Here is a 23,439-nt window from a genome sequence, read left to right as displayed (position 1 = left end):
GTGCAATGAAGCGCAGCGGTGCGCCGCGCACGGTATCGTGCGGCATCGTGATTCTCGACGGGGCCGGCCGCGTATTCCTCGCGCATGCGACGGATACCACGCACTGGGACATCCCGAAGGGGCAGGGCGAGCCCGGCGAATCGCCGGCCGACGCGGCGTTGCGGGAGCTGCGCGAGGAAACCGGCATCGCGTTCGCGCCGGCGCGGCTGCTCGATCTCGGCCGCTTCGCGTACCGTCACGACAAGGACCTGCACCTGTTCGCGGTGCAGGTCGCGGACGACGAGATCGATCCCGCGCAGTGCACGTGCACGTCGCTGTTCCCGAGCCGTCGCGACGGCTCGTTGATTCCCGAGATGGACGCGTACCGCTGGACCGCGCCCGGCGATGTCGACGCGTATGCGAGCCGCAGCCTCGCACGGCTGTTTCGCACGACGCTGTCGCTCGCGGATCTGCACCGGCGGTTGGCGAGCGCGTGAGCGCGGCCGCAGGCACTGCCGAGCGATTTCCGCACACGCAATAAAAAACGGCCCGAAGGCCGTTTTTTTCGTCACGCGGCGGGCGGCACCAGGCCGCCGCGCCGCGCGCGGAGCTGGCCGTCAGGCCGGCTTGCCCCAGCTGTCGCGCAGCCCGACGATCCGGTTGAACACGGGCTTGCCCGGTTTCGAATCGACGCGGTCGGCGACGAAATAGCCATGACGCTCGAACTGGAGGCGCGTTTCCGGCGCGACGTCGCCGGCGCCCGGTTCGACGTAGGCCTGCGTGATCTTCTTCGAATCCGGGTTCAGCGCCTCGAGGAAGTTCGCGCCGCCCGCGTCCGGGTGCGGCTCCTTGAACAGCCGGTCGTAGATCCGCACTTCGGCCGCCTGCGCATGCTTCGCGCTGACCCAGTGGATGTTGCCCTTGACCTTGTAGGTGTTCGCGCCTTCGGTGCCCGACTTGCTGTCCGGGAAGTAGTTGCAGTGCACGGCCGTCACGTTGCCGTCGGCGTCCTTGTCGAAGCCGGTGCACTCGATCACGTAGCCATAGCGCAGACGCACCTTGTTGCCCGGGAACAGGCGGAAATAGCCCTTCGGCGGGTTCTCGACGAAGTCCTCGCGTTCGATCCACAGCTCGCGCGAGATCGGGAAGGTGCGCACGCCGCGGTCCGGGTGATGCGGATGCACGGGTGCCGTGCATGCTTCCTCGAGGTCTTCCGGATAGTTGTCGATCACGAGCTTCAGCGGATCGAGCACGGCGACCGAGCGCGGCGCCTTGTCGTCGAGGTCGTCGCGCAGCGCGCCTTCGAACACGCTCATGTCGATCCACGAATCGACCTTCGTCACGCCGATCCGCTCGCAGAACAGCTGAATGCTCCCCGGCGTGAAGCCGCGGCGGCGGATGCCGACGATCGTCGGCATGCGCGGGTCGTCCCAGCCTTCGACGTGCCCTTCGGTGACGAGCTGCAGCAGCTTGCGCTTGCTGGTGATCGCATACGTGAGGTTCAGGCGCGAGAATTCGATCTGTTGCGGCAGCGGACGCGTGAACACGCCGGCTTCCGCGAGTTCGTTCAGCACCCAGTCGTACAGCGGGCGGTGATCCTCGAACTCGAGCGTGCACAGCGAGTGCGTGATGCCCTCGAGCGCATCCGAGATGCAGTGCGTGTAGTCGTACATCGGATACACGCACCATGCGTCGCCGGTGCGGTAGTGGTGCGCGTAGCGGATCCGGTAGATCACCGGGTCGCGCATGTTCATGTTCGGCGAAGCCATGTCGATCTTCGCGCGCAGCACGTGCTCGCCTTCCTTGAACTCGCCGGCCTTCATCCGGCGGAACAGGTCGAGGTTCTCCTCGGGCGCACGGTCGCGGTACGGCGACGGCTTGCCGCCTTCGGTCAGCGAGCCGCGGTTCGCGCGCATTTCCTCGGCGCTCTGGCTGTCGACGTACGCCTTGCCGCTCTGGATCAGCAACTCGGCGAATTCGTACAGCTTGTCGTAGTAGTCGCTCGCGAAATACTGGTGATCGACCGCATCCTTGCGCCAGTCGAAGCCGAGCCAGCGCACCGCGTCGACGATCGAGTCGACGTACTCGACACTTTCCTTTTCCGGGTTCGTGTCGTCGAAGCGCAGGTGGCACACGCCGCCGTAGTCGCGCGCGACACTGAAGTTCAGGCAGATGCTCTTCGCGTGGCCGATGTGCAGATAGCCGTTCGGCTCGGGCGGAAAGCGCGTTTCGACACGGCCGCCCCATTTGCCGGTGCGGTTGTCGTCGTCGATGATGTTGCGGATGAAATTGGAAGCCGCGGGGGCGTCGTTACGTTCGGTGCTCATGCGGTTGGCGTCAGGTTGTGTCGGCGCGTCGCGCCGGTTTAATCCTGCAATTCTACCTGACCGGGGTCCGTCCCGCGCGGGTCGCGCGCCCTCACGGCCGGTTCGCGATGCGGATCGCAATATCTCGATAGTGTGTCCGCTGTAACACGACGTAAATCGGATTGCCCGGCGCGTTCGGGTTTTCCTATGATGGCTTTACCGATTCAATGCCGCCATTCGATCTTTTTGCCTGGCGGGAGGACACCAACAATCATGATGAAGAAGACCACCTTTCTCGTTCGTACCGCGATCATCGTCGCGGCCCTGTCGCAGCTCGGTGCATGCGCCATGACGACGACGCAACGTAATGCCGGTATCGGCGCGGCCGCGGGCGGCGCGCTCGGCTACCTGATCACGGGCGGCCCGGTCGGCACGGTCGCCGGCGCCGCCGCAGGCGGCCTGGTCGGCGCCGGCGTGCGCTGATCGAAGCCGGCGCGCGTGAGCGCCGGCCGGTCGTGACCGCGTCTGCCGCGCGTCACGACCCGCCCATCCTCCGCACACCCATTCCGCGATTCGACAGGCAGCATCAGGGAGGAGCGGGTGTGCGACACTTCGTCGACATCACATAACGACTTCATTCGTCGACGAACCTTCCATGAGCGACTCTCTCGTTTTCGTGCTGCCGGGTTACGGCAACTCCGGTCCGTTGCACTGGCAAAGCCGCTGGGAGCGCGCCGACGCGCGTTTCGTGCGCGTCGCGATGCCCGACTGGGACCGCGCGTTCCGCAACGGCTGGTGTTGCGCGCTCGATCGCGCGGTCGAAGCCGCACCGGGCCCCGTGACGATCGCGGCGCACAGCCTCGGCACACTGACCACCGCGTGGTGGGCGACCCGCTACGCGCGGCCGGCCGCGCTCGCGAAGGTGCGCGGCGCGCTGCTCGTCGCGTTGCCCGATCCGGCCGGGCCGGCCTTTCCGGCCGACGCGCACGGCTTCGGACCGGTGCCGCACGAACGGCTGCCGTTTCCGACCTGCGTGGTCGCGAGCAGCGACGATCCGTACGGTTCGATCGCGTTCGCGCGCGGCTGCGCGCACGCGTGGGGCAGCGCCTTCCATGACCTCGGCCCGCGCGGCCACATCAACGCGGACAGCGGGCTCGGCGACTGGCCCGACGCACGCGGCTGGCTCGACGCGCTTACGCACTAGCCGCTCGCGATCGGTCCATCGATCCACCCGCCGTCAGCCGTTAGCCGTCAGCCCGCGCCATCGGGCACGCCGCCGCGCACCCGATGGTGCCGCAGCGCACGGGTCCGGGCCGGCTCAGATCGCCTGTTTCGCCTTCAGCGCCGCGATGCGCGCGTCGTCGTAGCCGAGCATCTCGCGCAGCACCTCTTCCGTCTGCGCGCCGAGCAGCGGCGGGGCGGTGCGCGCATCGGGCGGCGTCGCGCTCATCCGGATCGGATTGCGCACGAGCTTCACGTCCGCGCCGCAAGGGTGCGGCAGCGACACCTGCATCCCGCGCGCGACCACCTGTTCGTTGTCGAATACCTCGTCGAGTTCGTTGATCGGCCCGCACGGCACGCCGGCCGCTTCCAGCGCGCCGATCCAGTCGGCCTTGGCGCGCGTCTTCACCATCTCCGCGAGGATCGGCACCAGCGTGTCGCGATGACGCACGCGCGACGGGTTGGCCGCGAACCGTTCGTCGTCGGCCAGCTCGGGCCGGCCGCCGGTCTCGACGAACTTGCGGAACTGCCCGTCGTTGCCGACCGCGACGATGATCCAGCCGTCGCTCGTCTGGAACGTCTGGTACGGCACGATGTTCGGGTGCGCGTTGCCCCAGCGCACCGGCGGCTTGCCGCTCGCGAGGAAGTTGGTGTTCATGTTCGCGAGCAGCGCGACCTGCACGTCGAGCAGCGCCATGTCGATGTACTGGCCTTCGCCCGTGCGGTCGCGGTGCGCGAGCGCGGCGAGCACGGCGATCGTCGAATAGAGGCCCGTCGCGAGATCGGCGATCGCGACGCCGGCCTTCTGCGGGCCGCCGCCCGGCTCGCTGTCGCGCTCGCCGGTGATGCTCATGAAACCGCCGATGCCCTGGACGATGAAGTCGTAGCCCGCGCGATGCGCGTACGGGCCCGTCTGGCCGAAACCCGTGACCGAGCAGTAGACGAGATCGGGCTTCACCGCGCGCAGCGATTCATAGTCGAGCCCGTATTTCTTCAGCTGCCCGACCTTGTAGTTCTCGAGCACGACGTCGCTCTGCGCGGCGAGTTCGCGCACGATCTGCTGGCCTTCCGGCGTCGCGATGTCGACCGTCATCGAGCGCTTGTTGCGGTTCGCCGCGAGGTAGTACGCGGCCTCGGCCGTATCGGCGCCGTCCGCGTCCTTCAGGTACGGCGGCCCCCAGTGGCGCGTGTCATCGCCGGCGCCGGGGCGCTCGACCTTGATCACGTCCGCGCCGAAGTCGGCAAGCGTCTGCGCGCACCACGGGCCCGCGAGCACGCGGGTGAGGTCCAGCACGCGGATATGGCTCAGGGCACCCATCGTCGAATCGTCTCCTTTCATGGCTCGCCCGGCCGGGCAGGGCGAATTGGCATGCCGAGCATCTTAAGGCGAATCGGGCGCGCGGGTGGCCCAGCCGGCTCGTCCGGCGCGCCGGGCCGCTGCCGTCTGGGCCGCCGGTCTGTATCGTATAATCGATCGTTTACGATATTTGCCCGCCGTGCGTCCGCGAGGACGGCCGGCGTTTGAAGCCGTCTCAGCCAGACATTCCCCGCACGCCATGAAAGCTGCCGAAATCCGCGAGAAATTCCTCAAATTCTTCGAATCGAAGGGCCACACGATCGTCCGCTCGTCGAGCCTCGTGCCCGGTAACGACCCCACGCTGATGTTCACGAACTCGGGCATGGTCCAGTTCAAGGACGTGTTCCTCGGCACGGACCCGCGTCCGTACTCGCGCGCCACCACGGCGCAGCGCAGCGTGCGCGCGGGCGGCAAGCACAACGACCTCGAGAACGTCGGCTACACGGCGCGCCACCACACGTTCTTCGAGATGCTCGGCAACTTCTCGTTCGGCGACTACTTCAAGCACGACGCGATCCGCTTCGCGTGGGAACTGCTGACCACGGTCTATCAGCTGCCGAAGGACAAGCTGTGGGTCACCGTCTACCAGGAAGACGACGAAGCCTACGACATCTGGGCGAAGGAAGTCGGCGTGCCGACCGAGCGGATCATCCGCATCGGCGACAACAAGGGTGCGCGCTACGCGTCGGACAACTTCTGGACGATGGGCGACACCGGCCCGTGCGGCCCGTGCACCGAGATCTTCTACGACCACGGCCCGGACGTGTGGGGCGGCCCGCCGGGATCGCCTGAAGAAGATGGCGACCGCTATATCGAGATCTGGAACCTCGTGTTCATGCAGTTCAACCGCGACGCGCAGGGCAACATGACGCGCCTGCCGAAGCAGTCGGTCGACACCGGCATGGGCCTCGAGCGCCTCGCGGCGGTGCTGCAGCACGTGCACAGCAACTACGAGATCGACCTGTTCCAGAACCTGATCAAGGCCGCCGCGCGCGTGACCGAGATCAGCGACCTCACCAACAACTCGCTGAAGGTGATCGCCGATCACATCCGCGCGTGCTCGTTCCTGATCGTCGACGGCGTGATCCCCGGCAACGAAGGCCGCGGCTACGTGCTGCGCCGCATCGTGCGCCGCGCGATCCGCCACGGCTACAAGCTCGGCCGCAAGGGTTCGTTCTTCCACAAGCTGGTGGCCGACCTCGTCGCCGAGATGGGTGCCGCGTATCCGGAGCTGAAGGAAGCCGAACAGCGCGTGACCGACGTGCTGCGCCAGGAAGAGGAGCGCTTCTTCGAGACGATCGAGCACGGGATGTCGATCCTCGAGGCCGCGCTGGCCGACGTCGAGGCGAAGGGCGGCAAGGTGCTCGACGGCGAACTCGCGTTCAAGCTGCACGACACCTACGGCTTCCCGCTCGACCTCACGGCCGACGTGTGCCGCGAGCGCGGGATGACGGTCGACGAGCCGGCGTTCGACGACGCGATGGCACGCCAGCGCGAGCAGGCGCGCGCGGCCGGCAAGTTCAAGGCCGCGCAGGGCCTCGAATACGCGGGCGCGAAGACCACGTTCCACGGCTATGAAGAAATCGCGTTCGACGACGCGAAGATCGTCGCGCTGTACGTCGACGGTTCGTCGGTCAATGAAGTGAAGACCGGCCAGGATGCGGTCGTTGTGCTCGACCACACGCCGTTCTACGCGGAATCGGGCGGCCAGGTCGGCGACCAGGGCGTGCTCGCGAACGCCGCGACGCGCTTCGCGGTGGCCGACACGCTGAAGGTGCAGGCCGATGTGATCGGCCACCACGGCACGCTCGATCAGGGCACGCTGAAGATCGGCGACGTGCTGCGCGCGGAAATCGACGCGCATCGTCGCGCGCGCACGCAGCGCAACCACTCGGCGACCCACCTGATGCACAAGGCGCTGCGTGAAGTGCTCGGCGCGCACGTGCAGCAGAAGGGTTCGCTCGTCGATGCGGAGAAAACCCGCTTCGACTTCGCGCACAACGCGCCGATGACCGACGACGAAATCCGTCGCGTCGAGCAGATCGTCAACAACGAAATTCTCGCGAACGCGCCGGGCATCGTGCGCGTGATGCCGTACGACGAAGCGGTGAAGGGCGGCGCGATGGCGCTGTTCGGCGAGAAGTACGGCGACGAAGTGCGCGTGCTGGACCTCGGCTTCTCGCGCGAACTGTGCGGCGGCACGCACGTGCACCGCACCGGCGACATCGGCTTCTTCAAGATCGTCGTCGAAGGCGGCGTCGCGGCCGGCATCCGCCGTGTCGAGGCGATCACCGGCGACAACGCGGTGCGCTTCGTGCAGGATCTCGACGCCCGCGTGAACGAAGCGGCGGCCGCGCTGAAGGCGCAGCCGTCGGAACTCACGCAGCGCATCGCGCAGGTGCAGGACCAGGTGAAGTCGCTCGAGAAGGAACTCGGCGCGCTGAAGTCGAAGCTCGCTTCGAGCCAGGGCGACGAGCTCGCGCAGCAGGCCGTCGAAGTCGGCGGCGTATACGTGCTGGCCGCGACGCTCGACGGCGCGGACGCGAAGACGCTGCGCGAGACGGTCGACAAGCTGAAGGACAAGCTGAAGAGCGCGGCGATCGTGCTGGCGGCTGTCGAAGGCGGCAAGGTCAGCCTGATCGCGGGTGTCACGCCGGATGCGAGCAAGAAGGTCAAGGCGGGCGAACTCGTGAACTTCGTCGCGCAGCAGGTCGGCGGCAAGGGCGGTGGCCGTCCGGACATGGCGCAGGCAGGCGGCACGGAACCGGCGAACCTGCCGGGCGCGCTGGCGGGCGTCAAGGGCTGGATCGAAGCGCGTCTTTGAGCGTCACGGCTGATGTGACGCGGTCTTGTTGACCTCGTCGCATCCCACGAAAAAACGACCCGACCGGCAGGTGTGCCGGTCGGGTCGTTTCATTTTATGCACGGGATGAACGCGTGCCTGTCGCCGGCGCTGCCGAATCAGGCCGGTACCGTTGCCGCCGGCGCCTTGGCCGCATCGCCCGGCTGCCTTGCAGCCTCACCGAGCGCATCGCGCAGCGCGGCAAGCGCCGCCGATGCGTAACCGTGCCGCCACGCGAGCAGCGTGTCGATCCCTTCGAATTCGGCAATCGTGTGTGCCGTGACGTTGCCGGTTTCCGGCTGCAGGTCGAGCACCGAGCGCGGCGCGACCGCGATGCCCGCGCCGGCCGCGACGCACGCGACGATCGCATGATACGAACCGAGTTCGAGCACGCGCGCCGGTTTCATCCCGTGCGCCGCGTACCATTGCTCGACGTATTTCCGGTACGTGCAGCCGCGCTCGAACGCGATCAGCGTCGGCAGGATCACGTCGCGCGGCGTGCGCACCGGCGGATGGCCGCGCGGCGTCAGCAGCACCAGATCCTCGCGGTAGATCGGCACCGTCTCGAACGTGTCGGGCAGCGTGTCCGGCTCGGGCGGCCGCGCGAACAGCGCCGCGTCGATCTCGAAGTCGCGCACCTTGTCGATCAGCCAGCCGGTCGTGCCGGTCACGAGTTCCAGCGACACGTCGGGCCACGCATGGTGATAGCGCGCGAGCACGGTCGGCAGCCGGCTCGCGGCCGTGCTTTCCATCGTGCCGAGCCGCAGCCGCCCGCGCGGCGTGTCCTCGCGCACCGCGTCGCGCGCCTCGTCGGCAAGCGCGAGCAGCCGCTCCGCGTACGGCAGCAGCGTGTGCCCGGCCGGCGTCAGCACGAGCCGGCGGCCGTTGCGCACGAACAGCGCCGCGCCGAGTTCCTCCTCGAGCTGCTTGATGCGCGTCGTCACGTTCGACTGCACGCGATTGAGCTTCGCCGCCGCGCGCGTCACGCCGTTCTCGCGCACGACGGCCCGGAAAATCGCCAGCGCCGCCAGGTCCATGATTCTCTCCGTGCGATGGATATATTCTCAATTATTCATTTTTCGAGAACGTTTGGTCAAGCTACGATACAAGCATTCCGATTTCCGTTCCGGCCGACACACAACGCGCTCGGCCCATGCCGCCATGTCCCGTTTCGATGCTCCGAGCGCCGCTGCCGGCGCGCACCTGTCCGATGATGCCGACCGCCGCGCCCGCGCGGCCGCGCTCGCCTGCATGATCGGGCTCGCGGTCGCGCTCGGCGTCGGCCGCTTCGCATTCACGCCGCTGCTGCCGCTGATGCTCGCCGATGGCTCGATCGGCCTGAAGGCGGGCAGCTGGCTCGCATCGGCGAACTACGCGGGTTATTTCGTCGGCGCGGTCAGCTGCGCGGCGGTCCGGGTCGCGCCCGCGCGGATGGTGCGCTTCGGGCTGGCCGCCACCGTCCTGTTGACCGCCGCGATGGGCGTCGGCCATCTGCTCCCGTTGTGGCTCGTGGTGCGCTTCGTCGCGGGCGTCGTCAGCGCGTGGACGTTCGTGTTCGTGTCGCAATGGGGGTTGCGACGGCTCACCGAGCTGCACGCGCCCGAGTGGAGCGGGGTGATCTATGCGGGGCCGGGCGTCGGCATCGTGCTGACGGGGCTGATCGGCAGCGCACTGGCCGGCCATCGCGCGGCGCCCGGCTGGCTCGGCTTCGCGGCGTTGTCGGCGGTGCTGTCGGTCGCGATCTGGCGCACCTTCGGCGGTGTGTCGGCGCCGGCAGCCTTGCCGCCGGCCGCGTCCGCCCGGCATGCGGCGACGGCCGCGGCACCGCACGACGCGCGGCGCCATCGGGCCGACGCCGCGTGGCTCGTCGTGCTGTACGGAATGCCGGGCTTCGGCTACATCATCACCGCGACGTTTCTGCCGGTGATCGCGCGCGCCGCGCTGCCGGCCGGCTCGCCGTGGCCGGACCTGTTCTGGCCGATGTTCGGCGCGGCGCTGATCGTCGGCGCGATCGCCGCCGCGCGGCTGCCCGGCCGCTGGGACAACCGGCTGCTGCTTGCCGCCGGCTGCGCGACGCAGGCGCTCGGCATCGCGGCGGGCATCGTGTGGCCGAACGCGGCCGGCTTCTCGGTCGGCAGCGCGCTGCTCGGCCTGCCGTTCACGGCGATCACGCTGTTCGCGATGCGCGAGGCGCGGCGCCTGCACGGCGAACGCGCGGCCGGGCTGATGGGCTATGCGACCGCGTCGTATGGGGTCGGGCAGATTCTCGGTCCGCTCGTCGCGGCGCCGCTGACCGCGCGCTTCGGGTCGTTCTCGCCGGCGCTGTGGGTCGCGGCGGGCGCCTTGCTCGTCGGCGCCGCCGGCTTCGCGGCGACCGCCGCACGCGGGCGCGCGCAACCCTGACGTCATCGGGGCCGGATCGTCTGCGGCGCGGGCAAACTCGCTAGAATGAAGCCTTTCCCGCGCCGAGCGGGCGCGCGACGCGGCCTGCCGGCCGCCGCCGGGCGCTCGCCAGATTTCCTCGATGACCACCGCCGACTATCGTTTTTGCCCGCGCTGCGCGCGTCCGCTGACCGAGCGTGCCGATTCCGAACATGAGGGCGGCCGTGTCCGCCAGGCCTGTCCGGACGACGCGTGCGGCTACGTGCACTGGAACAACCCGCTGCCGGTGGTGGCCGCGATCGTCGAGCTCGACGGCAAGATCCTGCTCGCCCGCAACGCGGCCTGGCCGGAAGGGATGTTCGCGCTGATCACCGGTTTCCTCGAGAACGGCGAGACACCCGAGGACGGCATCGCGCGCGAAGTGTTCGAGGAAACCGCGCTGAAGGCCGAGCAGGTCACGCTGGTCGGCGTCTATGAATTCATCCGCAAGAACGAACTGATCATCGCGTACCACGTGCGCGCGTCGGGCTCCGTTGCGCTGTCGCCGGAACTGCTCGAATACCGGCTCGTCGATCCGCCGATGTTGCGCCCATGGCGCGCCGGCACCGGCTATGCGCTGGCCGACTGGATGCGCGCGCGCGGCCTCGATTTCGAATTCGTCGACCGAGCGGGGCAGTGATGGGCCGCGCCGCTCCCGGCATGTCATCCGCCGCGCCGCGCACGGTCGCGACGCGGCATTCCGCCGTTCGCGGGCGGGCCGTCCCGCACGGCCGCCGCGCGACGTCCTCCTCGTCCTGACCGCCATCGCCATGTCCGACAAGCCGCAGCCGCGTCCGCGCGACGCCTATCGCCACTTCCTGCCGATTACGACCCGCTGGATGGACAACGACGTCTACGGGCACGTGAACAACGTCGTCTACTACAGCTACTTCGACACCGTCGTGAACGAATACCTGATCCGCGCGGGCGTGCTCGACGTCGAGCACGGGCAGACGATCGGGCTCGTGGTCGAGACGCAGTGCAACTACTTCGCGCCGCTCGTGTTCCCGCAGTCGGTCGATGCGGGGCTGCGCGTCGCGAAACTCGGCACGTCGAGCGTGCGCTACGAGATCGGGCTGTTCGCGGCGGGGGAATCCGCGCCGGCCGCGCAGGGGCATTTCGTGCATGTATACGTCGATCGCGGCACGCGCCGCCCGGTGCCGCTGCCGGACGCGCTGCGCGCGGCGCTCGAACCGCTCGCCGGCTGATGGGCGCGGTGGTGCACGCGTTCGCGCTCCAGGCGTTCAACGGCCTCAGCTACGGGTTGCTGCTGTTCATGCTGTCGGCCGGCCTGACGCTGATTTTCAGCGTGCAGGGCGTGCTGAACTTCGCGCATGCGAGCTTCTACATGCTCGGCGCGTACGTCGGCTACAGCATCGCGGCCCGCGCGGGCTTCTGGCCCGCGCTCGTGCTCGCGCCGCTCGCGGTCGGGCTGCTGGGCGCCGGCTGCGAGCGCGGGCTGCTGCGCCGCGTGCAGGCGCGCGGCGGCCACACGAGCGAACTGTTGCTGACCTTCGGCCTCGCGTACCTGATCGGCGAGGGCGCGAAACTTCTGTGGGGCCTCGCGCCGCTGCCGGCTCCGGTGCCGCAGCCGTTCGACGGCGCGCCGGTGACCGTGTTCGGCCTCGCGCTGCCGCGCTACCGGCTGTTCATGATGGCGATGTCCGCGGCGATGCTGGTCGCGCTCGGCGCGCTGTTGCGCGCGTCGCGGATCGGGCTGGTCGTGCGCGCCGCGCTCACGCACCGCGCGGCCGTCGAAGCGCTCGGCTACGACGTGCCGCGCGTGATGACGGGGCTGTTCGGCGCGGGCACCGCGCTCGCGGCGCTGGCCGGCGTGATCGGCGCGCCGCTCGCGGTGATCGAGCCGGCGCTGGCCGAGACCGTCGGGTCGGTGGTGTTCGCGGTGGTCGTGATCGGCGGGCTCGGTTCGCTCGGCGGCGCGTTCGTCGCGTCGCTCGCGGTCGGCTTCGCGCAGACTTTCGCGGCGTCCAGCGACACGTCGCTGCGCGATCTCGCGCAATCGGCAGGCATCGCGCTGCCCGACAGCGTCGCTGCCGTGTCGATCGCGCAACTCGCCCCGCTGGTTCCGTACCTGCTGCTCGTCGCGGTGCTGGTCGCCCGTCCGCGCGGGCTGTTCGGCGAGCGTGTCGATGGCTAGCCACGCGCGGGCCGGCGCGTTGCGCTGGGTGCTGTTCGTCGTGTGCCTGGTTTTGCCCGCGTGGCTGTGGCCGCATGGCGCGGTGCTCGGCTATCTCGCGCAGACGGCCGCACTCGTCGTGCTCGCGCTGTCATACAACCTGCAACTCGGCACGACAGGTCTGCTGTCGTTCGGCCATGCCGCATGCGCGGGCCTCGGCGCGTTCGCGGCCGCACACTGGTTCAATCATGTCGGCGGCCCGCTGCCGCTGTTGCCGCTCGTCGGTGGCGTGGCCGGCGCGGGCTTCGGGTTCATGGCCGCCTTGCTCGCGACACGCCGCGCGGGCACCGTGTTCGCGATGATCACGCTCGGTCTCGGCGAATGCGTCGCGGCCGCGGCGTGGAGCGTGCCCGCGTGGTTCGGCGGTCTCGGCGGCGTGCCGATCGACCGCGCGAGCGGCCCGCCCTGGGGCGGCTGGCATTTCGGCGCGGAAACGCAGGCCTACGCCGTGATTGCCGGATGGTGCATCGTGTCGGCGCTGGCGATGCATGCGCTGACGCGTACGCCGCTCGCGCGCCTCGCGAACGCGGTGCGCGACAACCCCGCGCGCGTTGCCGCGCTCGGCACCGAGCCGCGCCGCGTGCGGCTCGCGATGGTCACCTGCGCGTCGTTCTTCGCGGGCATCGCCGGCACGCTGACGCTGATCGACGTCGAGATCGCGACGCCCGACAGCGTGTCGATGGCGCGTTCGGCGACCGTGCTGATCGCCGCGGTGATCGGCGGCACCGGCACGTTCTTCGGGCCGGCGGCCGGTGCCGTCGTGCTGACCGCGTTGAGCGTCGTCGTCGCGGGTGTGTCGCGCGCATGGGCGCTGTATCTCGGCGTGCTGTTCGTCGCGGTCGTCGTCGCCGCGCCGCGCGGGATCGCGGGCATCGCGCAGGCGCTCGCGCATGCGTTGCGCCGTGACGCACCGGCCGCCGAGCGCTGGCGCGTGCTGTGCGGCGTCGGCGCCTGCGTGTTCTGGGGGATCGCGATCGTCTGCGCGGCCGAACTCGGCTATGCGTGGCGCTTCGCACAGGACGACGGCACCGGCATCGCGTTCGGCGCGTGGGGCATCGACGCCGATGCACCGGCCGGCTGGGTCGTCGCGTGCTCGGCGGCCGGCATCGGCACGCTGCTCTGGGGCTGGCGCGCGCGGCTGATGAACCACGGGCACGGCAAGCGGGAGGACGGTCAATGAACGGCAACGCGATCGCGCTCCACGGGATCGTGCAGCGCTTCGGCGTGCAGACCGTGCTCGACGGCATCGACCTGAGCGTCCCGGCCGGCGAGCGTCACGCGCTGATCGGGCCGAACGGCGCGGGCAAGTCGACGCTGTTCGGCGTGATTGCCGGTGCGACGCGGCCGACGCGCGGGCGCGTCGTGCTGCACGGCGTCGAGCTGCGCGGGCGCGGGCCGGTCGTCGCGAGCCGGCTCGGCATCGGCCGCAGTTTCCAGCAGACGAGCGCGTTCGCACGGCTCTCCGTGTTCGACAACCTGCGCTGCGCGGCGCTGCATGCGCCGGCCGAGCGGCGGCGCTGGTGGAACCGGCTGCGCGAATCGGCGTCGGTCGATCGCGCGGCCGCGCGCGTGCTGCACGACATCGGCCTCGATGCGCGGCGCGACGCGCCGGCCGGCGAACTCGGCTATGCGGAACAGCGCGCGCTCGATCTCGGCATCGCGCTCGCGAGCGGCGCGCGCACGCTGCTGCTCGACGAACCGACGGCCGGCATGAACCGCGACCAGGCGGCGCGGATGATCGCGCTGATCCGCGCGACGACGCAGGGCCGCACGGTGCTGATGATCGAGCACGACATGGATGCGGTGTTCGGCTTCGCCGAGCGCATCACGGTGCTCGTGCGCGGCACGGTGGTCGCGACCGGTGCGCCCGACGCGATCCGTGCCGATCCTGCCGTGCGCGCCGCCTATCTCGGCGAGGGCGCATGAGCGCGCTGGTCGACATCCGCGGCCTGCGCGCGTGGTACGGGATGCAGCCCGTGCTCGACGGCGTCGATCTCACGCTCGCGCCGGGCGAGACGCTCGCGCTGCTCGGCCGCAACGGCTCGGGCCGCTCGACGCTCGCGAAGGCCGTGATGGGACTCGTGCGCACCGCGGGCTCGGTGCGCATCGCCGGCGCCGAATGCGCGGGCGCGCGCACGTTCGAGATCGCGCGGCGCGGCGTCGCTTACGTCGCCGAAAGCCGCGACGTGTTTCCGCTGCTGAGCGTGCGCGACAACCTGCGGCTCGGGCTGCGCGGCACACGCGGCGCGGCCGAACGCGCGGCGCTCGACCGGCTGCTCGCGCGCTTTCCGCTGCTGGCGGCACGGGCGGACGTGAAGGCCGGGCGGCTGTCGGGCGGCGAGCAGCAGGTGCTCGCGCTGGTGCGCGCGCTCGCGGGACGCCCGCGCATGCTGATCGTCGACGAACCGGCCGAAGGGCTCGCACCGCTCGCGGTCGACGCGGTCGGCACCTGCCTGGCCGCGCTGCAGGCCGACGGCGTCGCGATCCTGCTGATCGAGCAGCGGCTGCAACTCGCGCCGCGGCTTGCGCAGCGCGTCGCGGTGATGGGGCGCGGGCGGATCGTCTACGACGGCGCGCTTGAAGGGGTCGGAGGCGACGTTGCCCGCGCGTGGCTCAGCGCCGGCTGACCCTCCACCCGCCGATTGTTCGGCAAACCCCGCCAGTCAATTCGTGCCGAGCCGCTTTATCGCCGCCGCGCGCCCCCCCAATATGCACAGCAAGGCCGGTTCACCACGCCAGCCGCAAACGGCAACCGGCACCCATCCATCGAAGGTCTTCCGATAGAGGAATGAAATCATGAGCAAGCTGACAGGCAAGGTGGCGATCGTCACGGGCGCGTCCAAGGGTATCGGCGCCGCGATCGCCAGGGCGCTGGCCGCCGAGGGCGCGTCGGTCGTCGTCAACTACGCGAGCAGCAAGGCCGGTGCCGACGCGGTCGTGAGCGCGATCGTCGAAGCGGGCGGCCGCGCGGTCGCGGTCGGCGGCGACGTGACGAAGGCAACGGACGCACAGCGCATCGTCGATACCGCGATCGACACCTACGGCCGTCTCGACGTGCTGGTCAACAACTCCGGTGTCTACGAATTCGCGCCGATCGAAGCGATCACCGAAGAGCACTATCGCCGGCAGTTCGACACGAACGTGCTCGGCGTGCTGCTGACGACGCAGGCAGCGGTCAAGCATCTCGGCGAAGGCGCGAGCATCATCAACATCAGCTCGGTGGTGACGAGCATCACGCCGCCCGCGAGCGCCGTGTACAGCGGCACCAAGGGCGCCGTCGACGCGATCACCGGCGTGCTCGCGCTCGAGCTCGGCCCGCGCAAGATTCGCGTGAACGCGATCAACCCGGGGATGGTCGTGACCGAAGGCACGCACAGCGCGGGCATCATCGGCTCGGATCTCGACAAGCAGGTGCGCAGCGAGACGCCGCTCGGCCGCCTCGGCGAGCCGGACGACATCGCGTCGGTGGCGGTGTTCCTCGCATCGGACGATGCACGCTGGCTGACCGGCGAACGTCTCGTCGCGAGCGGCGGGCTGCACTGACGCGCCAGGTCGGCGTGCGCCGCTATGCGATCATCGCGAGCGCGTTCGCGCCGACATGCCAGCGCAGGCTCTCGACGACGAGCGCGTGATCGCGTTCGTCGTCGAGCCCTGCGATCGTCATCGCGCCGACGATCCCGCCGCCGGCAAGCCGTAACGGCACGCCGCCGCCGTCGAGCGCATAGTCGGCGTCCGACAATCCCTGCGACCGCAACGACCAGCCGGCGCGGCGAAAGCGCGCACCGACCTCGAGCGAACTGACGCCGAAACGAAACACCGTGTTCTGCCGGCGGCGGATCGCGTCGCTGTCGTCGGCGCGGCTGCCGTCCAGTGCGCAATAGAACAGCGGTGCGGCTTCACCGACGATGCCGACCGCGATCGGCAGCCCGCGCCGCGACGCGAGATTGACCGCGATGTCGCCGAGCCGGCGCGCGACGTCGGCATCGAAGTGCGACAGCATCGGGGCCGACGCAGTGTCGCCGAAAGGCGTGGGTGCGAAGCGCGGGAAGGGGGGCACCATGGCAGCTCCGTGTCGTCGCAAATCCGGTTCGCGCGCGTGTCCTGCGTCGCGCGTCCGCCGTCGATCGTTCAGTGCATCAACGCATCAACGCTTTAGCGCTTGGGCGCCGCGTCGAGCATCCACTCGTGCGCGGGATCGTTCTTGAACGCCCACGCGCGGCTCGGCCCGGCCATCACGTTCAGGTAATACAGGTTGTAGCCGTGCGGCGCGACCACCGGGTGATAGCCGCGCGGCACCATCACGACGTCGTGGTTCTCGACCGCGCACGCTTCGTCGAGGCTGCGGTCGTCCGTGTACACGCGCTGGAACGCGAAGCCCTGCGGCGGATCGATCCGGTGGTAATAGGTTTCCTCGAGCGACGTTTCGTCGGGCGCCGCGTCGCGATCGTGCTTGTGCGGCGGATAGCTGCTCGAATGGCTCGCGGGCGTGATCACTTCGACGACGAGCAGCCGGTCCGCGGCCGGGTTGTCGCCCATCAGGATGTCGCACACGTAGCGCGTGTTGGTGCCTTGCCCGCGCACCGCGCGGCGCATCCGTTCGCCGTCGAGGCGCTGCACGTGCTTGTCGCCGCTCGCGTAAGGCGCGGTGCACAGCGCGACTTCCGCGTCGCGCGTCGCGATCAGCGTGACGGTCTTGCCGCCCGGCACGTACAGCGCGTCCGGCGACACTTCCTCGAACACGCTGTCGCGCTTGCCGAGCGCGTCGTAGGTTTCGCCGTCGACTTGCGCACGCAGCGTGCCCGTGAGCACGACGACGCACAGTTCGCGCGTGCCCGTGTCGAGCGTTTCGGTGTCGCCGGCCTTCAAGCGCAGCGCGCGAAAGCCGACGTGTTTCCAGCCGGCCGACTCGGGCGTCACGTTGCAGATTTCGCGGTCGGCGGATGCCTTGACCAGCAGGGGGGAAATCGTCATGGCGTGAGTTTCTCGATGAGGTGACAGGGCTTACGCGCTCAACCGGTCGACGATCGCGCGCAGCGACTCGTAGCCCTTCTTCGCATACTGATAGCTCGGCGCGACGGCCGGGTCCTGCTCGGCCTCGACGACGAGCCAGCCTTCGTAGCCGGCGTCCTTCAGCGTGCGCAGCGTCGCTTCGTAATCGAGCGCGCCGTCGCCCGGCACGGTGAAGGTGCCGTTGATCACGCCGTTCAGGAAGCTCCAGCCGCCGTTGCGCGCCTGCGTGACGACCTGCGGCCGCACGTCCTTGCAGTGCACGTGCACGACGCGCGCCACGTGCTTCTTCAGCAGTGCGACCGGATCGGCCGCACCGCCGAAATACGCATGGCCGGTGTCGAACAGCAGGAACACCTTCGCGGGATCGGTCAGCGCCATCAGCCGGTCGACGTCGTCCGGCGATTCGACGTACGCGCCCATGTGGTGATGGTAGGCGAGCTTGATCCCGTAGGTCTCGAGCAGGCGCGCGCCGAACGCGTCGAGGCGCGCCGCGTAGCGCCGCCAGGATTCATCGTCGACGAAGCGCGGCCGCTTCGCGACCGGCGTGTCGATGCTGCCCTGGATCGTGCCCGCGCATTCGCCGTACACCACGACCTTCACGTCGTTGAACTGCAGCTTCGTCATGTGCGCGCGGCAGCGCTCGATCTCGGCGGCGACCGCGTCGGCATCGCTCATGCCCGGTGCGACTTCCGCGAGGAAGCCCGAATACCAGCCCGACACGCATACGAGCCCGAACTCGGCGAGCTTCGCCTTCAGCTCCGGGCCCGTCTTCGGAAACTTGTTGCCGAGCTCGAAGCCCGCGTAGCCGATCTCGGCGCCTTCCTTCAGCGCCGTCTCGAGCGGCGTCTCGCCGCCGAGCGACGGCAGGTCGTCGTTCATCCACGACAGGGGATTGATACCGATGCGAACGTTCCAGCTCATGGCTTGCTTCCTTGGTTCGAATGTTGTTGTCGCGGGGCGGGGCAGGGAAACGAATCAGCGCCGCTGCCGGGTTTTCTCGTCGAGATACGTCTGGTGCGCGCGTTCGACGCTGGCGCGCGCGGACACCTGCGGCACCGCGACTTCCCACCATGCGCCGCCGTCCGCGGTCGTGCGCTCGTGCGTCGTGTCGATCACGAGCACCTGGCTCGTCTTCGCCGCGCGCGCACGCTTCATCTCGCTGCGCAGCTCACCGATGTCGCGCACGTGCACGGCTTCGGCGCCCATCGCGCGCGCATGCATCGCGAAGTCGATCGTCGAGGGTTCGCCGCCTTCCGGTACGCAGTCGTCGAGCATGTTGTTGAAGCTCGCGCCGCCGCAATTCAGTTGCAGCCGCTCGATGCAGCCGTAGCCGCGGTTGTCGAGGATCACGACGATGATCTTGCGGCCGAGCATCACGGACGTCGCGAGTTCCGCGTTGAGCATCATGTACGAGCCGTCGCCGACGATCACGATCACTTCGCGCTCGGGCCGCGCGAGCTTCGCGCCGAGGCCGCCGGCGACCTCGTAGCCCATGCACGAGTACGCGTAGTCCATGTGATAGTTGCCCGGCACGCCGCTGCGCCACAGCTTGTGCAGCTCGGCCGGCAGCGTGCCGGCCGCGCACACGACGAGATCGTCGCGCGCGCTGTCGCGCCCGGCGTCGGCCGCGGAGTCGCGCACCGCGCCGATCACTTCCGCGTCGTACGGCAGCGTGTCCTTCGGCACGCGCGTGGTCAGCTCGGTCACGCGCGCGTTCCACGCGGCGGCCTGGTCGCGGTTCGCGGCGGTCCACGCCGCATCCGCGCGCCAGCCCGCGAGTGCGGCCGACAGCTGGCCGAGGCCCGTGCGCGCATCGGCGATCAATTGACGGCCGCGCTTCTTGCCCGCGTCGAACGGCTGCACGTTCAGGCTCAGCAGCGTGGCATTGCCGAACAGCGCATGCGAGCCGGTCGTGAAGTCCTGCAGCCGCGTGCCGACCGCGAACACCACGTCGGCCTGCGCGGCCGCGCGGTTCGCGGCGGGCGAGCCCGTGACGCCGATCGATCCGAGGTTCAGCGGGTGGTCCCACGCGAGGCTGCCCTTGCCGGCCTGCGATTCGGCGACCGGCACGCCGTGCGTGTCGGCGAATGTGCGCAGCGCGTCCCATGCCTGGCTGTACAGCACGCCGCCGCCGGCGACGATCAGCGGCTTCTTCGCTGCTTTCAACACGTCCAGCGCATCCGCGAGCTCGAGCGCGTCGGCCGGCGGCCGGCGCATCCGGATCACCGGCGGCGCGAAGAAATCCTCCGGCCAGTCGTACGCGAAGGTCTGCACGTCCTGCGGTAGCGCGAGACACACGGGGCCGCACTGCGCGGGGTCGGTCATCACCTGGATCGCGCGCGGCAGCGCGACGAGCAGTTGCTCCGGCGACGTGATCCGGTCGAAGTAGCGCGTCACCGGCCGGAAGCAGTCGTTCGCGCTGACGTCGCCCTGTTCGAAGTCCTCGACCTGCTGCAGCACCGGGTCGGGCAGCCGCGACACGAACACGTCGCCGGGCAGCAGCAACAGCGGCAGCCGGCCGACGTGCGCGAGCGCGGCGGAGGTCAGCATGTTGGTCGCGCCGGGGCCGATGCTCGACGTCGCGGCCATCATCCGCTGGCGGAAATTCGCTTTCGCGAACGCGACCGCCGCATTCGCCATCCCTTGCTCGTTGTGCGCGCGGAACGTCGGCAGCCGGTCCTTCTCGGCGTGCAGCGCCTCGCCGAGCCCGGCCACGTTGCCGTGCCCGAAGATCGCGAACACGCCGCCGCAGTACGGCAGGATCTCGGTGCGGCCGTCCGGCTGGACGACTTCGGCGCGCAGGGCGGCCAGGTAGCGCACGAGCGCCTGGCTGACGGTCAGTCTCACGGTGGTGGTCATCGTCTGTCGATCAAGAAGAGTCGGGTGGTCATCACGGGCATCTGCATCAGGCCGCGGCGGCGGCGCGCGCGGCGGCACGGCGGCCGAGCCACGCGTCGACCAGCTGCGCAAAATTGCCGGCCACTTCGTCGATCAGCGCCTGGTCGTCGATCCGGCCGGCGAGCCAGTGCAGCGACGCGTCGGCCCACAGCGTGCGCCCGACCATGAAGCCCTTGACGATCGGGTTGGTCGCCGAGCGGAAGCTGTCGACGAGATATTGCAACGGCTGGTTCAGTCCGAGGATCACCGCGCCGCGGCAGTGCGGGTCGCGCTCGGCCACCAGCGTCTCGAGCCGCGCCCAGCCATCGGCGCTCATCGGCGCGAGCTTCCACCACTCGGGCATCACGCCGAGGTTGTAGAAGCGCGCGACCGTGCGTAGCACCGCGTCGTCCTCGGTGCCGGCCGGCGTGACCGCGCGCGGCGGAATGATTTCCAGCAGCAGCTCGTTGCCGCTCTCGCGCGTGGCTTCCCACAGCTCCAGCACGCGCTGCTCCTGCGCCACGCGCAGGTCGACGTCGTCGTCCGGGTGGTAGTGGACGAGGCACTTCACGACCTGTTCGGTCGGCCAGTGCGTGAGCGATGAGCCGACCGAGCGCGTGTCGTCGAAGCATAGCGGCCGCGAGCCGGGCAGTTCGACCGGGCGGCCGACCCACCAGCCGCGGCCGGTGGCCGACGCGAGCGCGTCGCTGCCGTATGCGCCGCCGTCGATCAGTACGCCGACGTGGCCTTCGATCCGGCGATCGCGCTCGACCTGTTCGGCCGCGCGCACGAGCAGGCGCTTCAGCGTCTTGATCTTCGCTTCGTCCGCGCCGGCCTGCACCGCGAGTTCGTAGAACTGGCTGCGATGGTCGAACGCCATCACGCACAGGTCGTCCCATTCGCGGCGCGGCACCGTCACGCGATGCAGGTGCGCGAGCGTGCGATCGGCGTCCACCCGCGGATTGCGGCTGCCGCCGAACCAGTGCGCGAGTTCGTCCGGCGTCGGCATCGCGGCCGAACACGCGTGGCGCGACACGACGATCGCGCCGCACGCATTCGCGATGCGCGTCGACTCAGCCCAGTCGCGCCCGCGCAGCAGCCCGGACAGCAGGCCCGACAGGAACGCGTCGCCCGCACCGAGCACGTTCAGCACGTCGACGCGTTCGCCGTGGAAGGTCGGCGCATCTTCGATGCGTGCCGGGATGTCGCCCTCGATCACGCAGCAGCCGAGCGCGCCGCGCTTGACCACCAGCGCCGCGCTGCTCGCGCGGCGCACGGCCTGAAGCGACGCGATCAGGTCGTGCGGCACGCCGCCCGCGATCAGGAATTCCTCCTCGGTGCCGACCAGCAGGTCGAACTCGCCGAGCACCTGCTGCAGCTGCCGCGTGACCTGCGCGTCCGGCACGTAGCGGTTCTCACCCGCGCCGCGCGCGGTCAGCCCCCACAGCACCGGCCGGTAGTCGATGTCGAGGATGCGCACGACACCGTGGCGGCGCGCGTAGCCGAGCGCGGTCAGCGACGCCTCGCGGGTGCCCGGCGTCGAAAGATGGGTACCGGTGATCGCGAGCGCGCGGCAGCCGGCGATGAAGTCCTCGTGGATCTCGTCGGCGCGCACGGCCATGTCCGCACAGTTCTCGCGCACGAACAGCAGTGGAAACGTGTCGCGGTCCTTCAATCCGAGCAGCACCAGCGCGGTGAGCCGTTCCGGATCGGTCTGCAGCTGGCTCGTGTCGCAGCCTTCGCGCTCGAGCGTCTCGCGCACGAAGCGCCCCATCTGCTCGTCGCCGACACGCGAGATCATCGCGGTCTTCAGCCCGAGCCGGGCGACGCCGAACGCGACATTGCCGGACGAGCCGCCGAGATACATCTGGAAGCTGCGCGCGTCTTCCAGGCGGCTGCCGTACTGTTGCGCATAAAGGTCCACGGCGACGCGGCCGAGGCAGGCGAGATCGATGGGGCGGTCAGTCGGAAAGTTCAACGGGCTCATATCACGTATCACGCTCGCGGCCGGCGTTCGACCCTGCCGGCAGATTGGGGGACCGATCCCGCGACGGTGGTCCGTCACGTGCGCGGCGCGACACGAGAGCGCCTGCCGCAAGGAATCGGGCTACGGAACGGAGTCTAGACTTTTTGGAAATCCAGTTCCCTAGGTGAAATCACGTAGAAATAAATTTCCAAATTGTCGAGGAAGTGATCTACAGTTTCATCCGGATGCTTCAGTCCATATCGGACTCGGCCCGGCGGCGCGCAACGCGCCGTTTTCCGCCCCCCGGAGATGAGGAGACAGAGTGATCATGAAGACCAAGCTGATGGCCGCCGCGGCCGCCGCAATCCTGGCCATGCCGCTCGCGCATGCCGAGAAGATCGGTGTGACGATGGCATCGTTCGACGACACGTTCCTGACGATCCTGCGCAACAGCATCAGCGATGCGGCGAAGAAGGACGGCGCGACCGTGCAGATCGAGGACGGCGGCAACGACGTCGGCAAGCAGTTGAGCCAGGTCCAGAACATGATCGCGCAGAAGGTCGACGCGATCATCGTGAATGCGGTCGATACCGACGCAACGCCGAAGATCACGAAGATGGTGACCGCCGCGAAGATCCCGCTCGTCTACGTGAACCGCAAGCCGGTCGATTTCGACAAGCTGCCGACAGGCGTCGCGGTGGTCGCGTCCGACGAGAAACAGTCCGGCACGCTGCAGGCGCGCCAGGTGTGCAAGCTGCTCGGCGGCAAGGGCGACATCCTCGTGCTGATGGGCGAGCTGTCCAACGAGTCGGCGCGCGCGCGCACCAAGGACATCGAGGACGTGATCGCGACCAAGGACTGTTCCGGCATGAAGATCGTCGACAAGCGCGAAGGCAAGTGGAGCCGCACGCAGGGCCAGGACATCACGATGAACTGGCTGAGCTCCGGGACGAAGTTCGACGCGATCGTGTCGAACAACGACGAAATGGCGATCGGCGCGATCAACGCGCTGAAGGCCGCGCGCAAGCTGACGCCGAAGACGGTCGTCGCCGGCATCGACGCGACGCCGGACGGGCTCGCGGCGATGAAGAGCGGCGACCTGAAGGTGTCGGTGTACCAGAACGCGGCCGGGCAGGGCGCGCAGGCCGTCGCGGCCGCGCTCAAGCTGGCGAAGAAGCAGCCCGTCGACCGTTTCGTGAACGTGCCGTTCGAACTCGTCACGCCTGAGAACATGAACCAGTACGCGAAGCACTGACCGGTTTT

General features: G+C 69.3%; 21 protein-coding genes. 13 read left to right on the top strand and 8 right to left on the bottom strand.

Features of this window, described 5'->3' with window-relative positions:
• Nucleotides 1-5 precede the first annotated feature (5 nt).
• Complete coding sequence (locus tag DIE23_RS27795; protein WP_124615043.1) at nt 6-476, top strand: NUDIX hydrolase; 471 nt, start codon at nt 6-8, stop codon at nt 474-476.
• 120 nt (nt 477-596) lie between these two features.
• Here the strand turns inward: DIE23_RS27795 and DIE23_RS27790 are convergent, their stop codons facing one another.
• Nucleotides 597-2,306, bottom strand: a complete 1,710-nt coding sequence (locus tag DIE23_RS27790) for a glutamine--tRNA ligase/YqeY domain fusion protein (RefSeq protein WP_124615042.1) — start codon at nt 2,304-2,306, stop codon at nt 597-599.
• A 252-nt stretch (nt 2,307-2,558) separates the two neighbouring features.
• Between DIE23_RS27790 and DIE23_RS27785 the strand changes: the two genes are divergently transcribed.
• Both DIE23_RS27785 and DIE23_RS27780 read left to right on the top strand, forming a co-directional pair.
• Nucleotides 2,559-2,768: an ornithine acetyltransferase gene (locus DIE23_RS27785; RefSeq protein ID WP_124615041.1), complete on the top strand. Its 210-nt coding sequence runs from the start codon at nt 2,559-2,561 to the stop codon at nt 2,766-2,768.
• A 172-nt stretch (nt 2,769-2,940) separates the two neighbouring features.
• Entirely contained in the window at nt 2,941-3,489 is a 549-nt protein-coding gene (locus DIE23_RS27780) for an alpha/beta hydrolase (RefSeq protein ID WP_124615040.1), read from the top strand.
• 114 nt (nt 3,490-3,603) lie between these two features.
• Here the strand turns inward: DIE23_RS27780 and DIE23_RS27775 are convergent, their stop codons facing one another.
• Entirely contained in the window at nt 3,604-4,824 is a 1,221-nt protein-coding gene (locus tag DIE23_RS27775; protein ID WP_124615039.1) for a CaiB/BaiF CoA-transferase family protein, read from the bottom strand.
• A 238-nt stretch (nt 4,825-5,062) separates the two neighbouring features.
• On the opposite strand from DIE23_RS27775, the gene alaS reads away from it, so the two are divergent.
• Entirely contained in the window at nt 5,063-7,687 is a 2,625-nt protein-coding gene (gene alaS / locus DIE23_RS27765; protein ID WP_124615038.1) for an alanine--tRNA ligase, read from the top strand.
• A gap of 137 nt (nt 7,688-7,824) precedes the next feature.
• On the opposite strand, the gene DIE23_RS27760 is transcribed toward alaS, so the two are convergent.
• Complete coding sequence (locus DIE23_RS27760; protein WP_124615037.1) at nt 7,825-8,742, bottom strand: LysR family transcriptional regulator; 918 nt, start codon at nt 8,740-8,742, stop codon at nt 7,825-7,827.
• Between the two features lie 124 nt (nt 8,743-8,866).
• On the opposite strand from DIE23_RS27760, the gene DIE23_RS27755 reads away from it, so the two are divergent.
• From DIE23_RS27755 to DIE23_RS27720, 8 genes are all read left to right on the top strand, one after another.
• Nucleotides 8,867-10,108: a YbfB/YjiJ family MFS transporter gene (locus DIE23_RS27755; protein WP_124615036.1), complete on the top strand. Its 1,242-nt coding sequence runs from the start codon at nt 8,867-8,869 to the stop codon at nt 10,106-10,108.
• A 121-nt stretch (nt 10,109-10,229) separates the two neighbouring features.
• Complete coding sequence (locus tag DIE23_RS27750) at nt 10,230-10,766, top strand: NUDIX domain-containing protein (protein WP_124615035.1); 537 nt, start codon at nt 10,230-10,232, stop codon at nt 10,764-10,766.
• A gap of 130 nt (nt 10,767-10,896) precedes the next feature.
• The gene (locus DIE23_RS27745; RefSeq protein WP_124615034.1) at nt 10,897-11,334 is read left to right on the top strand and encodes a thioesterase family protein; all 438 of its coding nucleotides are present in this window, start codon (nt 10,897-10,899) and stop codon (nt 11,332-11,334) included.
• Nucleotides 11,334-12,284: a branched-chain amino acid ABC transporter permease gene (locus DIE23_RS27740; RefSeq protein ID WP_124615033.1), complete on the top strand. Its 951-nt coding sequence runs from the start codon at nt 11,334-11,336 to the stop codon at nt 12,282-12,284. Before DIE23_RS27745 ends, DIE23_RS27740 begins: the two co-directional genes overlap by 1 nt.
• Nucleotides 12,277-13,503 (top strand): branched-chain amino acid ABC transporter permease, encoded by a 1,227-nt coding sequence (locus tag DIE23_RS27735; protein WP_124615032.1) that lies wholly within the window; start codon nt 12,277-12,279, stop codon nt 13,501-13,503. Before DIE23_RS27740 ends, DIE23_RS27735 begins: the two co-directional genes overlap by 8 nt.
• Complete coding sequence (locus DIE23_RS27730) at nt 13,500-14,249, top strand: ABC transporter ATP-binding protein (RefSeq protein WP_124615031.1); 750 nt, start codon at nt 13,500-13,502, stop codon at nt 14,247-14,249. The genes DIE23_RS27735 and DIE23_RS27730 overlap by 4 nt, the downstream gene beginning before the upstream one ends.
• Nucleotides 14,246-14,950, top strand: a complete 705-nt coding sequence (locus DIE23_RS27725) for an ABC transporter ATP-binding protein (protein ID WP_124615030.1) — start codon at nt 14,246-14,248, stop codon at nt 14,948-14,950. Before DIE23_RS27730 ends, DIE23_RS27725 begins: the two co-directional genes overlap by 4 nt.
• A 169-nt stretch (nt 14,951-15,119) precedes the next feature.
• On the top strand, nt 15,120-15,866 hold the full coding sequence (locus tag DIE23_RS27720) for a glucose 1-dehydrogenase (RefSeq protein WP_124615029.1): 747 nt from the start codon (nt 15,120-15,122) through the stop codon (nt 15,864-15,866).
• Nucleotides 15,867-15,888: 22 nt separating this feature from the next.
• Here DIE23_RS27720 and DIE23_RS27715 read toward each other — a convergent pair whose 3' ends face one another.
• The 5 genes from DIE23_RS27715 to iolC all read right to left on the bottom strand — a co-directional run bounded on the left by DIE23_RS27715 (nt 15,889) and on the right by iolC (nt 22,197).
• The gene (locus DIE23_RS27715) at nt 15,889-16,383 is read right to left on the bottom strand and encodes a heme-degrading domain-containing protein (protein WP_124615028.1); all 495 of its coding nucleotides are present in this window, start codon (nt 16,381-16,383) and stop codon (nt 15,889-15,891) included.
• A 92-nt stretch (nt 16,384-16,475) separates the two neighbouring features.
• Nucleotides 16,476-17,294 carry a 5-deoxy-glucuronate isomerase gene (gene iolB / locus DIE23_RS27710; protein ID WP_124615027.1) on the bottom strand — a complete coding sequence of 273 codons (819 nt, stop codon included), beginning with the start codon at nt 17,292-17,294 and terminating at the stop codon, nt 16,476-16,478.
• Between the two features lie 30 nt (nt 17,295-17,324).
• Nucleotides 17,325-18,254: a myo-inosose-2 dehydratase gene (gene iolE / locus DIE23_RS27705; RefSeq protein ID WP_124615026.1), complete on the bottom strand. Its 930-nt coding sequence runs from the start codon at nt 18,252-18,254 to the stop codon at nt 17,325-17,327.
• Between the two features lie 54 nt (nt 18,255-18,308).
• Nucleotides 18,309-20,192 carry a 3D-(3,5/4)-trihydroxycyclohexane-1,2-dione acylhydrolase (decyclizing) gene (gene iolD, locus DIE23_RS27700; protein ID WP_124615025.1) on the bottom strand — a complete coding sequence of 628 codons (1,884 nt, stop codon included), beginning with the start codon at nt 20,190-20,192 and terminating at the stop codon, nt 18,309-18,311.
• 46 nt (nt 20,193-20,238) lie between these two features.
• On the bottom strand, nt 20,239-22,197 hold the full coding sequence (gene iolC, locus DIE23_RS27695) for a bifunctional 5-dehydro-2-deoxygluconokinase/5-dehydro-2-deoxyphosphogluconate aldolase (RefSeq protein ID WP_124615024.1): 1,959 nt from the start codon (nt 22,195-22,197) through the stop codon (nt 20,239-20,241).
• Between the two features lie 307 nt (nt 22,198-22,504).
• Here iolC and DIE23_RS27690 point away from each other — a divergent pair, with 307 nt between their 5' ends.
• Entirely contained in the window at nt 22,505-23,431 is a 927-nt protein-coding gene (locus DIE23_RS27690; protein ID WP_124615023.1) for a sugar ABC transporter substrate-binding protein, read from the top strand.
• The last annotated feature ends 8 nt before the right edge of the window (nt 23,432-23,439 follow it).

The sequence above is a fragment of the Burkholderia sp. Bp9143 genome (assembly GCF_003853645.1).
GTDB lineage: Bacteria > Pseudomonadota > Gammaproteobacteria > Burkholderiales > Burkholderiaceae > Burkholderia.
This window is presented reverse-complemented; position numbering and strand designations above follow the sequence as displayed.